This is a genomic window from Kineosporia rhizophila, assembly GCF_021277265.1.
In the GTDB taxonomy this organism is placed as follows: Bacteria; Actinomycetota; Actinomycetes; order Actinomycetales; family Kineosporiaceae; genus Kineosporia; species Kineosporia rhizophila.
The window spans coordinates 50,442-64,557 of the sequence record NZ_JAJSOH010000017.1 but is presented as its reverse complement, the minus strand read 5'-3'; the positions used below and the strand labels follow the sequence as shown (position 1 = coordinate 64,557).

The following is a 14,116-nucleotide window of genomic DNA, read 5'->3' as shown; positions in this document are numbered from 1 at the left end:
ACGGCCGAGGAATGGGGCTCTCTCTTTGCTTGATCCCTTATGCACCTTGGGTACACACCGCTACCCGAGTGGCACGCTGAGCATGTCTTCGGGGGGAAACAACCCACCGAGCACCCACGAAAGGGATCCGCATGCTCAACCACCTCCGCAGGGTGTTGTCCACCGCGAAGGACCGCGGCGCCTCCGCGGTCGAGTACGGCCTGATGGTCGCCGCCATCGCCGCCGTGATCGTCGCTGTCGTCTTCGGTCTCGGCACGATCGTGTCGAAGACGTTCAGCGACACCTGCAGCTCGTTCACCACCAAGACGACCACGAACACGACGGCGGCAGAGGGCTGCAAGACCACCACGACGCCCTGATCCGCATCCTTCCGGTCGGCTGCGCGGACCGGCCGGTCAAGCCTTTCGAAAAGACCCGGAAACCCCCTGAGGTTTCCGGGTCTTTCGATGTCTGTGCACTGATCACCGGTTGTCCAGCAGACAGTTTCGGGACGCGGCAGCAACGTGTGACTGCAGTGGCGGGCAGAGAGTGACAGCAGCCACGAACTTACCCATTCCCCCTCATCGAGGGCGTGCGCGACGGCAGAATGACTGAGCAGTAGGAAGACTTCCCGGCCGGTCCCTTCCGCCGGGAGCCACCGGCACCGGCTACTGATCAGGTGTTCAGCCGATCATCGTCGAGATGACCGAACGTCACGGGCGGCTTGTGTAAGGGTGGGGAGCAGTGACGGGGGGCAACACCCGGTGTGGTCCGCAGCCACGCCGGAACCGAAGGAGGAACGGATGATTTCCCGGACCCGCCGGGTTGTACCCTCGGCCGGCGACCGAGGTGCCTCCGCCGTCGAGTACGCCCTGATGGTGGCCGCCATCGCCGCGGTGATCGTCGCCGTGGTGTTCGGTTTCGGGACCCTCATCGAGAGCACCTTCCAGGGCACTTCGGACTGCATCGAGAACCGGCAGTCGATGCCGCACTGCGACCCGAGCGATCGCAACAAGTAGGGATACCGGTCCAAGGCCCCCGTCCGGGCCGGCTGAAAACGTACTGATCGGGCGTTGACCGGCAACCGGGGTAACGGGTGGGTACCGGGGGCGTCGCGGTTGTCCACAGGCGTCAGACCCGGACCGGCCCGGCCTCTATGGTGGAGCGCATGGTCCCGCCCAGCCTCCCGGATCAGGCCGATCCGCAGCCCCGCCCCGCACTGCGCCGCAGCTCCCCGATCGCTACCGGCGTCGTTCTGGTGCTGCTGACCATCGGCATGGCGGTGGCTACGCACAGTGTTGTTCGTTACCGGCTGTGGATCATCGTGATCTACGTGGTCCTGGCCGTGGCCCTCGGCCTGTGGGTGGTCGCCGGCAGCGCCCGTAAGCCGTTCACCGGGTCGGCCGGGTCGTTCCTCGAGTCGGCACAGCGATCACCTCTGCAGTGGATCGGCTACTCGCTCGCCGCCACCCTCGTGCTGGTGGCGGTCATCCACGTCACCATGCGGCCTTACACCTACCTCACGCCCGGCCAGGGCTGGCTCACCCGCTGGGTCTTCGCGGCCGCGGCGCTCGTGTTGGCCGCGGGCATCGCCCTTTCCACGCTCCGCCGCCGGCTGGGCCCGGCCTACGTCGCCCTGGGGCTCACCGCCGTGGGCTACGTCACCGCCGCGGCCATGCTCATCCACTGGGATCCCGAGCCGAAGATCGACGTCTGGATCACCCTGCAGCAGGCCGCCGACGGCATGCTCGAGGGCAAGAACATGTACGCGCAGAACTGGACCAACTCTCCGGGTGTGCAGGACGCGTTCACCTATCTGCCGTTCACCGCGCTGCTCCTGGCTCCCGGGCGCTGGCTGGCCGGAGACGTGCGCTGGGCGCTGACGCTGATCACGCTGCTCGGGGCCCTGGCCGTGTTCCTGCTCGGCCGTCCGGGCAGGCGCACCACCGAGTCGGCCCCGGCCGAGGCCACCCACTCTCCGATGACCGTCCGCGCCCTGGTCGCCACCGGTGCCGCCGGGCTGCTGCTGGTCCTGCCGGGTACCGCCACCCAGGTCGAGCAGGCCTGGACCGAGCCGCTGCTCATGGCCTGCCTGGCCGGCTGGGCGCTCGCGGTGCGCCGCCGGCAGATGGTCCTGGCCATGATCTGCCTGGCTCTCGGGCTGGCCAGCAAACAGCACCTGGCCGTGCTGCTGCCGGTGCTCGCGGTCTGGCCGGTCTTCGGCTGGCGCCGGGCGATCGGCACGGCCGGCCTGGCCGGGGTCTTCGTGCTGCCCTGGTTCATCGCCTCGCCGTCGGACATGCTGCACGACACGGTGACCATGCTGATCGACTTCCAGCCCCTGATCTTCGCCAACACCGTCTTCATCGCCGCGATCAACGAGCTGAGCTGGACCCCGCCGTTCTACCTGACCGGTGCCGCCGTGCTGTTCACGCTGGCCTCGGCGATCCGCCGCGTGCACCGGCAGCAGCCCGACCTGGCCAACGTGCTGCGCTGGGCCGCGATGGTGCTCCTGGTGGCGAACCTGGTGAACAAGCAGGCGTTCTACAACCAGTACTGGCTGGTGGCCGCGCTGATCGTGATCTCCCTGGCGGCCGCTCGCTACCCAGCGGCCGAGGAGTCTGGGCCCGATGCCGGCACCGACTCCGAAGCGGTCGAACCGGTGCCCCAGGGCTCGTAGCTCGCTGCCTCAGTTCACGGCGCTGAGCGGCCGCTGCCGAGCATGCGCTGCAACTGCACGGCCAGGTCGTCCCAGCGCCACTTCTGGAGCACCCACTCCCGGCCGCGCTGCCCGAACTTGGCGGCCAGTTCCTTGTCCAGCAGCAGGTCGGCGCACCGGTCGGCCACCGCCCGGGCGTCGGTCCCGCTGACCACGAACCCGTTCTCGCCTTCCAGCACGGCGTCGGGCGCCCCGCCCGAATCACCCGCCACCACCGGCAGACCGGTCGCCGCGGCCTCCAGGTAACAGATGCCCAGGCCTTCCAGATCGAACCCGCCCATCCGGGTGCGCGCGGGCATGCAGAACACGTCGCCGGCGGCGAAGTACTCCGGGATCCGGGTCCAGGACACCCGCCCGGTGACGAAGACGTGCTCGTCCAGCCCGGCCCGGGCGATCCGCCGCTCCACCTCGGAGCGGTAGGGGCCGTCCCCGACCAGAAGCAGCGCAGCGTCCGGAACCCGCTCGCGGATCCGCGGCAACGCCTCGACCAGCGTGTCCTGCCCTTTACGAGCCACCATGCGGGAGACACAGACCACCACCGGCCGGTTGCCCAGCCCCAGCTCGGCCCGCACCTGCGCCCCGTCGACGGTGGGGTTGAACACCGAGTCGTCCACTCCCGGCGTCAGCTGCACGAAGCGCGTCAGAGCAGCCGGATCGAGCGCCGGAGCGATCCGGCTACGGGTGTACTCGCCCAGATAGGTCAGCACGTCCACGTGACGCCCGATGCGCCGCATCAACCCCCGGGCCCCGGGCACCACCGACCACCACACCTCGTGCCCGTGCGTGGTGGCAACGATTCGCTCGATGCCGGCCGCGCGCAGCCTGGGCGCCATCAGTCCCAGCGGCGCCGCTGCCCCGAACCAGACCCGGTCGCAGCCTTCGGCCTTGGCGATCTCGATGGACCGCCGTGTGATGGCCGGGGTGGGAAGCATGATCGGCAACTTGTCCCGGACCACCGGGAAATTCAGCCCGGCGTCGAACTCGGCATCGCCCTTCTGCCGCTTGGTGTGCACGACGACCTGCCCGGGCGGGAAGCGCCGAGCCATGGCCAGGACGAACGACTCGATGCCACCGGTACGCGGGGGGAAGTCGTTGGTGATGATGAGCGTGCGTCCGCTCACAGGGTTACCACTTCGGCCTGGTCCTTCCGGTCGTGCAAGATCATGCGGTCTGTTGGGCGCTCTTCAACTCTCCCACCCCGAGCCTGCCCGCCCCAATCCCCTTCAGCCCAACCTGAGTTCCTGGATCTCTTCCCGCCACGCCTGCACGAACGCTGCCTCGTCCTCGAACCCTGCCGACCCCCACGCGTCCTCGATACCCCTGTGAGCCGTCCTCTCGTAAAAGCTCTTCATCGCGGCATCCCCGCCCAGGCGCTCGGCGAGCAGCATCACCGCTACCCACGACCGTCCGTACGAAACCGCAGCGTTCGAGCCCGCGGCGTCGAAATCGTCCTTAGTTGGAAGAGCTTGTGGCAGGGGGGCATCAAGAGCAGCCTCAGCGATCTGACGCGGGGTGAGATCGGTGTGGCGATAGGCCACGTAGTCGGCGAAGCCCTCTTCGAGCCAGGTAGGAGCATCCCAGTCCCCCGTTGCGCGGGACGCGACGTGAACCAGCTCGTGCGTAAGGACGACCTCGCGCCCTAGGTCACTCAGCTCCACGAACGCAGGGCCATTGATATAGACCGCGTCTGCCGGGGAGTGCTTCGGGCCTACGGTGACGGCCGCCGTCTTGGCCAGCCCATCTGTGTTCTCGCGTTTCAACAGCCCCGCCAGCGCCTGGATGTCACCGGCGACAACCAGGCGAGTTTGCTGCCCGGCGCCGTCGGCCCAGGTACTCCCCCAGATCGCATCAACCGTCTGGGCCGACGGTTCACACAGGGCGGCCAGCTGCTCCACGAGTTTCTGCAGCTCTGTAGGCCCGGTTACGCGGCATCGGTCGGAGACAGCCGCAGCCCCCGACGTCTTTTTGTTTGAAGACGTGGAAGAGCCTGGGCCCGAATCCGGCGCCGGGGAAGCTGTGGGGGGCGTCGCCGACCCGAGGGACGCGGTGGCGGCGGCACCGGGACTGGTCGCTGGGGCGTCTACGAGCGCGACGGTGAGAACGGCGAGGAGCAGCAGGGCGCCGAAGACCAGGACCCGCCGCATCGGGTCAGATTACCCAGCGCGGTCAATGCTCCATGCCGTTCCTCGCCGCCGGCTTCGCGGAAAGCAGATGTCCTTGCCCGGGCTGCGGCGGCGCTGGATTCTCGTGGCTTACCCATGGGGAGGCACGCATGCGAGTAGCAGTTCTGGCCGACGTCCACGGAAATCTGCCCGCGCTCGAAGCTGTACTGCGGGACGCGGAACTGGCAGGGGTAGATGCGTTCGTCCTCAACGGCGACATCACCACCGGCCCAATGCCCGCGCAGACCTTGGACAGACTCGCTGCGCTCGGCGATCGGGTGGTCTGGGTCCACGGCAACTGCGAACGCGAGGTGTTGCGGGCCTACGACACCGGAACAGCGGACGAGTCGCTGCCGCCGGATGTACAGGCCACCACCGCGTACACGGCGGCTGCGCTCTCCCGCGCACAACGCGACCTGATAGACGACCTCCCATTATCGGTGCGGCTGGAGATCGACGACCTGGGACCGGTGCGCTTCTGCCACGCCACCACCCGCAGCGACACGGAGATCGTGCTCGTGGACTCTGCGATGAGTACCTACGCCGAGGCCTTCGCGGAGTTCGACGAGCCGACAGTGGTGCTCGGTCACACGCACATGCCGTTCGACCGCCTCGCCGACCGTCGGCGTTTCGTCAATCCCGGCAGCGTGGGCATGCCCTACGCCGGTGTTCCCGGTGCCTACTGGGCTCTGCTGGGCCCATCGGTCGTGCTGCGGCACAGCGAGTACGACCTGGATGCGGCCGCCGAGCTGTTCCGGGCCGAGGCCGGCGGCTACCCCGGGCTGGACGAGTTCATCGAGGAGAACGTGCGGTCCATCCCGTCCGACGCGGAGGCCCTGGCGGTGTTCAGCAAAATGTGAAACGGCCTCGCCCTCAGCAGATCGCTGGGGGCGAGGCCGTTCCGGGCGGTTCTGCTAGCCGAGGCGGGCCGCGGCGACCGGGGCGGAGTAGAGCTTGGCCACCTTCACCACGTCACCGCTCGAGGGCGCATGCACCATCGTGTTGTTGCCCAGGTAGATGCCCACGTGGCTGATCGGCGAGTTGAAGAACACCAGGTCGCCGGGGGCCATCGAGCTGGTGCTGACCGAGGTGCCGTAGCCGGCCTGCATCCGCGAGCTGTGCGGCAGCGAGACACCGGCAGCCGCGTAGGCCTTCATGGTCAGACCGGAGCAGTCGTAGGAGCTGGGACCGTCCGCGGCCCAGACGTACGGCTTGCCCTGCTCACCGCAGGCGAACTGGATGGCCGTGCGGGCTGCGGCCGAAGGCGCCGCCGCGGCCGCACTGTTGCACGTTCCGGCCGTCTGGTCGGTGGGCATGCCGCCGGCACCGGTGGCGTTGTTGACGGCTGCGCGCTCACTGGCCTGGAGAGTGCTGAGTTCCGACTCGGCAGCGGCCAGCCGCTGCTTCGCCTTCTTCTCGTCCTTCTCCATCTTGACCTTGGCCTTCTCGATGGACTTGACCTGCTCCTCCATCGACTTCTGGGTGTCCAGAAGCTTCTTCTGAGCGTCGGCCAGGTTGTTCAGCGCACCGCTCTGCCGCTCCGACAGCGAGGGCAGGTAGCCGGCCTTGGAGAGCGCGGACTCCGGGTCGTCCGAGAGCATCAGGTCGAGCGCGGACAGCTCACCGCGACGGTAGCTCTCGGCCGCGAGCAGGCCGACCTGCTCCTTGAGGACCTGGACCCGGCCCTCCTGCTCCTTGAGCTCCTTCTTCGCCGCCTTCAGCTTGACCTTGGTCGACTTCAGCTTCTCGCGGGTCTCGGCGTGGTCCTCCGCGGCCTGGTCGGCCTCCTCGCGGAGCTTCTCGACCTTCTTCTTGACGTCGCCGACGCTCGGGTTCGGCACCGCGCTGGCCGTGGGCGAGGCGAAGACGACGCCTCCGGCCAGGGCGAGCGGAAGCAGAACACCGGCGAAACGACGCCAGCCGGTCAGACGCAGACCGTGGGAGCGACTTCTCCTGAAGGCACTGCCGGCTCTTCTCGACTCATCACCGACAACGAGCTGCGACCCGGGCGCGGCGTCGCGCGACTGGGAGTGCTGGACATCAGACCGCTGTTCTGCAGGCTGGCCGGGTTTCGGTCCGTCCGATCGCAAGCGCGAGCTCTCCGTTCTGGCGCCCGCACGACGGGAAACTCGCCGTGACGGAAACTGAGCCGTGCCGCAGAAAAAAGGCTCCAGGCCTCGGGTGCGGCGACGGTCTGTGAACAGAGGAAAGATATCGGGCAGGGACACCCCTACCAAAGTCAGCGCTTAGCCGCACGAAGTGTGCGGAGGGTAATCCTTGCTGCTAGATGCCTATATCGACACCCCATCCTTAACTTGAGTCATAAAATTTTAACGTTCCCCGAAGCGTGCCTTAGAGAGGTTTCGCCCGATTCGCGGCAATGACACCGGGGGCTGTCACGGTGATTGAGCGGTGAGGGACGTGAGACGCAGGGTGACGAAGGCAGTACGAGTGCCGAAGGGACTCCTGAAGCCGGTCCGAGCGAACGGCATCCCAGAGCATCCCTTGGGTTTGCGATATGCGGTCGGCCCGCGAATCGAGGGACCACAGCTTGGCCAATTTCTTTGACGTGCGTTGCAATTCAGGTCGCCGAGGCAATCATTTCCGTCTCGGCCAATCCGTGAGCGTTGCCTACCACGTCGAGTAGGCCGACAGGCCACGACGCCGGCTTTCCCTTCCGCAGGCTGCATCAGGCCGAACCATGGATCGAACGCGGCAACCGCCCTCGCTGGCGAGGCACCGATGCCGATCAAGCCCACCAGCCAGGCCTCAGCCCAGCTCACCAGCCGGGCCCACCGTGAAACCGCTGAATGCTGTCCGTGCTGTCGGGTCGAAGCGCCAGGTCATCCGGTCGAAACGCCCGGTCAAGGCGCCCGGCCAAGTTGCCGGGTGGCGACGCCCGGTCGAGACGCCCGGTCAAGGCATCCGGCCAGGTTGCCAGGTCAATACGCCCGGCCATCCGATCGAGACGCCCAGTCGAGACGCCCGGTCGAGACGCCGACGACAGTTGCACTGCAGACTCGCTCTACGCCGGGCTTGCGGGTATAGGCCTGCACTACGCCCAATTCGGGCCACAGACCTGCAGAGCCAAGGAGCCAAGGAGCCAAGGAGCCAAGGACAACGCATTCCGCTGCCCACCAGGACCAGGCATCCGCTCCACTGAAACTTGACACCTGCCGACGGGTGCTGGATCACCTGCCTACTGGAACTAGGCACTCGTCCCACGAGAAGTAGGCACTCGTCCCACTAGAACTACGCACCTGCCCCACCGCAGCAAGGCACCTGCCTTACTGAAACTAGGCCGCGCCCTCGCGGCGCTCCGGCCTGCGGTTGTGCTCACGGTGCGGCTCACGGCCACCTTCCCGCCCGGCGGGCTCGTGGTCCCAGTTCAGGACTCCGGCCTCGTCCGGGTCGACCGGCCGGGCCACGAGGCGCAGCGGCGGGACCAGCCCGGAGCCGGCCAGGACGGCGATCGCCGCCTGCTCCTTACCGTCCAGGTCGATTCCGGTGCCCGGGAGCCGGTCGCGCCCGGTGCGCCGCACCGTGGGGGCCCCGAGCAGCACGGTGACCACGCAGTCACGGCAGGCCGGGCCACGAACGGCGCAGGAGTCGCAGTCAATCAACATGGTGCCCCTCCGAGAATGCTCACGGGCCTGTGGATCACGATCGATCGTGCTGCCCGGACGGCGCGGTGCCGATGAGGAGAACGCTAGGGGTGACCACCGACAGTCTTGGCGTGAGCGCGGCGGGGACAGGGCCGACGCCAAGACTGTCGGTGGGCTGACATACGGTCCTCGCATGAGCAGTACCGAGTCGGCGGTCGCCACCCAGGAGGCGCTCTGGCCCGAAGAAATAGTTGTCACCGGGGCCGGGAAGAACGATGCCCAGGCCCTGTCCGAAGTCACGTTCGTGGTGTTCGACCTGGAGACCACCGGTGGCGCCCCGGCCGACGCCGGCATCACCGAGTTCGGCGCGGTCAAGGTGCGCGGCGGTGAGGTGCTGGGTGAGTTCCAGACCCTGGTCCGGCCGGAGAGCCCGATCCCGGCGTTCATCTCGCTGCTCACCGGCATCACCGACTCGATGGTCTCCGGTGCCCCCTCCCTCGGCGCCGTGCTGCCCTCGTTCCTGGAGTTCTGCTCCGGCAGCGTGCTGGTCGCCCACAACGCCCCCTACGACGTGGGTTTCGTCAAGGCCGCCTGCGAGCGGTTCGGGCACCCCTGGCCCTCCCCCACGGTGATCGACACCGTGAAACTGGCGCGGCACATCGTCAGCCGCGACGAGGCGCCCAACCGCAAGCTGCACACCCTGGCCACGCTGTTCGGCTCCCCCGTCGAGCCCGATCACCGGGCGCTGCACGATGCCCGGGCCACCGTGCACGTGCTGCACGCCCTTCTCAGCCGGATCGGCACGCTCGGCGTCACCACCCTCGGCGAACTGCGCGGGTTCTCCGCCAAGGTGCCCGAGAGCACCCGCCGCAAGCGCCATCTGGCCGACGGTATGCCCACCGGTCCCGGCGTCTACATGTTCCGCGACGAGAAGGGCGAGGTGCTCTACGTCGGCACCTCGGTCAACATCCGTACCCGGGTGCGTAACTACTTCACCGCGGCCGAGCAACGCAGCCGCATGCGCGAGATGGTCGCCCGGGCCGCCAAAGTCACGCCCGTGCCCTGCGCCACCACGCTCGAGGCCAAAGTGCGCGAGATCCGCCTGATCGCCGAGCACGCCCCGCCCTACAACCGCCGTTCCAAGGCTCCCGAACGCAAGCCGTGGCTCAAACTGACCGCGGAGGCCTACCCCCGGCTCTCCGTGGTGCGCGAGGTGGTGGCCGACGGCGCCACCTACACCGGCCCTTTCCCCTCGCAGGAGCAGGCCGAGCTGGCCGTGGCCGCCATCCACGAGGCCTACCCCCTGCGACGCTGCACGCCCAAACTGCCTCGGCGCCCGTCCAAGAACGCCAGCGCCTGCATCCTCGCCGAGATCGGCCGCTGCGGAGCCCCCTGCATCGGCGGCATCGACATCCCGGCCTACAACGAGGTCGTCGAACAGGTCCGCGCGGCCCTGCTCACCGACGCCGGCCCGGTGGTCGAGGCGTCGCTGCGCCGAGCCACGTCCCTGTCGGAGCTGCAACGCTACGAAGAAGCCGCCCAGCACCGGGATCGGCTGCTGTCGTACCTGCGCGGCGCCGCCCGGGCCCAGCGCCTGGCCCCGATCGCCGCCGTGCCCCACCTGATCGGCGCCCGCCGCCTCGAACGGGGCGGCTGGGAGTTCGCCCTGGTCCGTCACGGCCGTCTGGCCGGCACGAGCGTGTCGCCGCCCGGAGCCGACCCGATGCCCTATGTGGACGCACTGAACCTCACCGGCGAGGTCGTCCAGCCTCGCGACGTGCCCTACCCCTCCGCGCACCCGGAAGAGACCGAGATCGTCCTGAACTGGCTGGAGCAGCCCGGTACCCGTCTGGTCGAACTGGAGGGCACGTGGGCCTGGCCGGTGAAGGGGGCGGCCCAGGCCCGATTCGGGCTACCGAAAGAGGTGCACCGCACGATCCAGCTTCCGTAGGAGCAGCCTGTGGCCCGCACGTACAAAGACCGCTGTTCGCAGTAGGCCGCACACATACCGTTGAAGGACGAACGCGAGCAGACGAAAGCTCAACCCCCGGCCAGCAACTCCCGCTCCAGCGCCGCCCGGTGACCGAGCACATGTTCTACGTCCGCCAGGTAGAGCCGGTCGTGCCCGTCCGCCACGTGCGAGGCGAACGCCGCCGAACCGGCCTGCGCCTGAGCCCTCATGAAGTCGACCAGGGCATGCAACCGCGTCACCACCATGTCGATCAGCCCGGCCCGACCGGCCACGTCCAGACCATAGGCGTCGCAGAATTGCCGGGCCCGCAACGCCTGCTCCGCCACCGCGCCGAACCCGGAGTCGTTGGCCGGGGCGGTCAGTGGCGCCCAGCGGTACACGGCGTAGGCCACGTCCCAGAGCCGAGGGCCGGGGTGGGCCGTGTCGAAGTCGATGATCCCCACAACCTCTTCGCCGCTCAGCACACAGTTGTGCGGCGCGTAGTCGCTGTGGCAGATCACCTCCACCGGTGAGCGTGCGGGCAGCATCCAGCCGTCGCCCGCCGCAGCCGCGTAGTCCACCGTGCAGTCGTGATACGCCCTCAGCAGCCGGGCCGCACTCGTCAGCGCCTGGGCCGAACGCGCGGCCGGGGTCGGCGGGTAGTTGCTCACCTCGCCGGGGATGAAGTCCAGAACCTCATGACCGTCGTCGGTGACACCGTGCACGGCCGGGGCTGCGGTGAACCCTTGCTCCCGCAGGTGCCGCAGGAGCCCGTGGACCGCGGGCGTCCACGGGCCGGTCGGGCGGCGCACCGTGTTCCCGATGCGCACTACCTCGTTCACGCCGCCGATCAGAACTTCCTCTGCGCTCACCCGACCACCCTGCCAGGAAAGCACCCGGCGCAACCCCGGCACGCACGTCCAAAAGCAGAAGGGCCGGCCCCGATCCCGAAGGATCGGCGCCGGCCCTCACGGGTCCTACTGTGATCAGCCTGCGATCAGTGGCCGGATTCGACCTCGGGCCGCGCGCCCCCGCTGGCCGAGACCTCTTCGTGCTCACCGTGGTGGTGGGCGGCGGCGAGCTCGGCCGGCGTCACCGGAGCGACCCGGTCCTCGAAGTAGAACCGGCTGACCTTCTGGCGCAGCTTCTCCAGAGCACCGCCCGGACGGCGGACCCCCGAGGCGTCGGTGGCGGGCAGCGCCCGCGCCGGCTCCGGCGAGTCGAAGCCGACGAGCAGCCAGCGGTCCTCGGCCGACAGCGGGGCGTGCAGCTCGAACACCTCGCCCTCCTCGGTCCGGAACACCCGGCCGGTCTCCCGGCCGTGCAGCACCTTCTCGCGGTCCTTGCGCTGCAGACCGATGCAGATCCGCTTGGTGATCACGTACGCCAGGGCGGGCAGGACGAACACGCCGACCCGCAGGAAGTACGTGATGTCGTTGATCGACAGGTGCAGGTGGGTGGCGATGATGTCGTTACCACCACTGATCCACAGCAGCACGTAGGCCGTGATCGCCATGACGCCCAGAGCGGTCCGGGTCGGCGCGTTGCGCGGGCGGTCGAGCAGGTGGTGCTCGCGCTTGTCACCGGTGACCCACTGCTCGATCCACGGGTATAGCAGCGCCGGCGTCACCATCAGGCCCGGTACCACCAGGGTCGGGATGAAGATGTTCGGCGAGACCGTGTGGCCCCAGATCTCGAACTCCACGAACCCGGGCATTATTCGGACCGCGCCGTCGAGGAAGCCCATGTAGAAGTCGGGCTGGGCGCCGGCACTGATCGGTGACGGGTCGTACGGACCGTAGATCCACACCGGGTTGATCTGGAACAACGCACCCATCAGGGCGATCACACCGAAGACGATGAAGAAGAACCCACCGGCCTTGGCGGTGTAGATCGGGAACAGCGGGAACCCGACCACGTTGTTGTTGGTCCGGCCCGGGCCGGGGTACTGGGTGTGCTTGTGCACGACCACCAGGATCAGGTGGACCGTGATCAGCACCAGCATGATCGCCGGGATCAGCAGCACGTGCAGGACGAAGAACCGCGGGATGAAGGCCTCACCCGGGAACTCGCCGCCGAACAGGAAGAAGCTGACGTAGGAGCCGACCACCGGGATACCCAGCACGATGGCCTGGGCGATCCGCAGACCGTTGCCGGACAGCAGGTCGTCGATCATCGAGTAGCCGAGGAAGCCCTCGATCAGCGCCAGCACCGCCAGCAGCATGCCGATGACCCAGTTCATCTCCCGCGGCTTACGGAACGCGCCGGTGAAGAAGATGCGGAACATGTGCACGATCATCGAGACGACGAAGACCAGCGCCGCCCAGTGGTGGACCTGCCGCATGAGCAGACCGCCACGGACCTCGAACGAGATGTGCAGCGTGGAGTCGAACGCCTCGGAGACGTGCTGCCCGGCGAGCGGGGCGTAGGGACCGTTGTAGGTGGTCTCGGCCGCGCTCGGGATGAACCAGAAGGTCAGGAAGGTGCCGCTCAGCAGCAGGATGACGAAGCTGTAGAGCGCGACCTCACCGAGCATGAACGACCAGTGGTCGGGGAAGATCTTGCGGGAGAAACCCCGGACGACCTTGGAGGCCCCGACGCGTTCGTCGAGCCAGTTCCCGGTCGTGGCACCGGCCTTCTCGAGAGGACTGGTGGTGCTCATGAACGCTCCCAGTAGCTCGGGCCGACGGGCTCACCGAACGGCGCTGCTGCCACCAAGTATCCCTCGTCGTCCACGGTGATCGGAAGCTGGGGCAGCGCCCGCTTCGCCGGACCGAAGATGACCTTGCAGTTCTGCGTGAGGTCGAAGGTCGACTGGTGGCACGGGCAGAGCAGGTGGTGCGTGCGCTGCTCGTACAGAGCCACCGGGCAGCCCATGTGGGTGCAGATCTTCGAGTACGCGACGATGCCGCCGTAGGAGCCGGGCAGCGACTCGGGCGCCAGCTGGTCCTCCTCGAGACGGATCAGCAGCACCGCTGCCTTGGCCTTCTCGTTGAGGACGTGGTCGGCCTCCTCGATGCCCTCCGGCATGATGTGCGCGACGGCCCCCAGGACCATGTCGGATGCCTTGATCGGGCCACCCTCCGGGTCGAGGACGAGCCGGTCGCCCTTCTTCCAGATGGTGGTGGTCAGGGTCTTGCCCGGCAGCGGCCCGGTGTCGCGGAACAGCAGGACACCCGGCAGCGGGAACAGCGCCAGCGCACCGATCAGCGTGTTGCGGATCAGCGGGCGGCGGCCGAAACCGGACTCCTCCACGCCGGTCTTCAGCATCTCGACGGCCTCGGCGCGCTCCTCGTCGGTGCCGCGCTGCAGGTGCCGGTAGTCGATCCGCTCCTCGTCGGACATCAGCGTCTTGGCCCAGTGGACCGCGCCGACGCCGATACCGAGCAGCGAGACCGCCATGCCGACGCCGAGGACCTGGTTCGACAGCGCGAGGCGGTCGAGATAGTCCAGGAAGCCCAGACCGTGGTCCATCTTGACCACGAAGTAGCCGACGATCATCACCAGCGTGCCGACGATCGACAGCAGGAACAGCAGGGCTACCTGCCGCTCGGCGCGCTTGGCGGCCTTCGGGTCGGTGTCGGCCAGCCGGTGCTTGTGCTCCGGCAGGCCGGGGTTCTCGAACCTGGCCGGGAGGTCACCGTCGTGGACGGCGACGTCGGACCCACCGTGGTCCGGTTCGTGCGTGCTCATCGTCCCA

12 protein-coding genes are annotated in these 14,116 nt (G+C 68.2%); 5 read left to right on the top strand and 7 right to left on the bottom strand.

The window, feature by feature from the left end; all coding sequences use genetic code 11:
* Positions 1-131: 131 nt before the first annotated feature.
* The 3 genes from LWF15_RS22670 to LWF15_RS22660 all read left to right on the top strand — a co-directional run bounded on the left by LWF15_RS22670 (position 132) and on the right by LWF15_RS22660 (position 2,659).
* Positions 132-359 (top strand): Flp family type IVb pilin, encoded by a 228-nt coding sequence (locus LWF15_RS22670; RefSeq protein WP_232812914.1) that lies wholly within the window; start codon positions 132-134, stop codon positions 357-359.
* Between the two features lie 423 nt (positions 360-782).
* A complete protein-coding gene (locus tag LWF15_RS22665; protein WP_232812913.1) occupies positions 783-998 on the top strand; it encodes a Flp family type IVb pilin in 216 nt (71 codons plus the stop codon).
* Between the two features lie 149 nt (positions 999-1,147).
* Positions 1,148-2,659, top strand: coding sequence for an ArnT family glycosyltransferase (locus tag LWF15_RS22660; RefSeq protein ID WP_232812912.1), 1,512 nt, complete (start codon positions 1,148-1,150; stop codon positions 2,657-2,659).
* A 14-nt stretch (positions 2,660-2,673) separates the two neighbouring features.
* Here LWF15_RS22660 and LWF15_RS22655 read toward each other — a convergent pair whose 3' ends face one another.
* Both LWF15_RS22655 and LWF15_RS22650 read right to left on the bottom strand, forming a co-directional pair.
* Positions 2,674-3,819: a glycosyltransferase family 4 protein gene (locus LWF15_RS22655; protein WP_232812911.1), complete on the bottom strand. Its 1,146-nt coding sequence runs from the start codon at positions 3,817-3,819 to the stop codon at positions 2,674-2,676.
* A 102-nt stretch (positions 3,820-3,921) separates the two neighbouring features.
* The gene (locus LWF15_RS22650) at positions 3,922-4,593 is read right to left on the bottom strand and encodes a gluzincin family metallopeptidase (RefSeq protein WP_232812910.1); all 672 of its coding nucleotides are present in this window, start codon (positions 4,591-4,593) and stop codon (positions 3,922-3,924) included.
* Positions 4,594-4,970: 377 nt separating this feature from the next.
* On the opposite strand from LWF15_RS22650, the gene LWF15_RS22645 reads away from it, so the two are divergent.
* Positions 4,971-5,720: a metallophosphoesterase family protein gene (locus LWF15_RS22645; RefSeq protein WP_232812909.1), complete on the top strand. Its 750-nt coding sequence runs from the start codon at positions 4,971-4,973 to the stop codon at positions 5,718-5,720.
* Between the two features lie 54 nt (positions 5,721-5,774).
* On the opposite strand, the gene LWF15_RS37755 is transcribed toward LWF15_RS22645, so the two are convergent.
* Together LWF15_RS37755 and LWF15_RS22635 are read right to left on the bottom strand one after the other, a co-directional pair.
* Positions 5,775-6,701, bottom strand: coding sequence for a C40 family peptidase (locus LWF15_RS37755; RefSeq protein ID WP_232812908.1), 927 nt, complete (start codon positions 6,699-6,701; stop codon positions 5,775-5,777).
* 1,455 nt (positions 6,702-8,156) lie between these two features.
* Positions 8,157-8,486: a hypothetical protein gene (locus tag LWF15_RS22635; RefSeq protein WP_232812907.1), complete on the bottom strand. Its 330-nt coding sequence runs from the start codon at positions 8,484-8,486 to the stop codon at positions 8,157-8,159.
* A gap of 172 nt (positions 8,487-8,658) precedes the next feature.
* On the opposite strand from LWF15_RS22635, the gene LWF15_RS22630 reads away from it, so the two are divergent.
* The gene (locus tag LWF15_RS22630) at positions 8,659-10,416 is read left to right on the top strand and encodes a DEDD exonuclease domain-containing protein (RefSeq protein WP_232812906.1); all 1,758 of its coding nucleotides are present in this window, start codon (positions 8,659-8,661) and stop codon (positions 10,414-10,416) included.
* A gap of 89 nt (positions 10,417-10,505) precedes the next feature.
* On the opposite strand, the gene LWF15_RS37750 is transcribed toward LWF15_RS22630, so the two are convergent.
* The 3 genes from LWF15_RS37750 to qcrA form a co-directional block, all read right to left on the bottom strand.
* On the bottom strand, positions 10,506-11,288 hold the full coding sequence (locus LWF15_RS37750) for a phosphotransferase (RefSeq protein ID WP_232812905.1): 783 nt from the start codon (positions 11,286-11,288) through the stop codon (positions 10,506-10,508).
* 125 nt (positions 11,289-11,413) lie between these two features.
* The gene (gene qcrB, locus LWF15_RS22620; RefSeq protein ID WP_232812904.1) at positions 11,414-13,078 is read right to left on the bottom strand and encodes a cytochrome bc1 complex cytochrome b subunit; all 1,665 of its coding nucleotides are present in this window, start codon (positions 13,076-13,078) and stop codon (positions 11,414-11,416) included.
* Complete coding sequence (gene qcrA / locus LWF15_RS22615; RefSeq protein WP_232812903.1) at positions 13,075-14,109, bottom strand: cytochrome bc1 complex Rieske iron-sulfur subunit; 1,035 nt, start codon at positions 14,107-14,109, stop codon at positions 13,075-13,077. The genes qcrB and qcrA overlap by 4 nt, the downstream gene beginning before the upstream one ends.
* Between the last annotated feature and the right edge of the window lie 7 nt (positions 14,110-14,116).

Bases quoted from the DNA above. Each gene is read 5' to 3' on its own strand.
- LWF15_RS22670 (WP_232812914.1), top strand. From the start codon at position 132: ATGCTCAACCACCTCCGCAGGGTGTTGTCCACCGCGAAGGACCGCGGC.
- LWF15_RS22665 (WP_232812913.1), top strand. From the start codon at position 783: ATGATTTCCCGGACCCGCCGGGTTGTACCCTCGGCCGGCGACCGAGGT.
- LWF15_RS22660 (WP_232812912.1), top strand. From the start codon at position 1,148: ATGGTCCCGCCCAGCCTCCCGGATCAGGCCGATCCGCAGCCCCGCCCC.
- LWF15_RS22645 (WP_232812909.1), top strand. From the start codon at position 4,971: ATGCGAGTAGCAGTTCTGGCCGACGTCCACGGAAATCTGCCCGCGCTC.
- LWF15_RS22635 (WP_232812907.1), bottom strand. From the start codon at position 8,486: ATGTTGATTGACTGCGACTCCTGCGCCGTTCGTGGCCCGGCCTGCCGT.
- LWF15_RS22630 (WP_232812906.1), top strand. From the start codon at position 8,659: ATGAGCAGTACCGAGTCGGCGGTCGCCACCCAGGAGGCGCTCTGGCCC.
- qcrB (WP_232812904.1), bottom strand. From the start codon at position 13,078: ATGAGCACCACCAGTCCTCTCGAGAAGGCCGGTGCCACGACCGGGAAC.
- qcrA (WP_232812903.1), bottom strand. From the start codon at position 14,109: ATGAGCACGCACGAACCGGACCACGGTGGGTCCGACGTCGCCGTCCAC.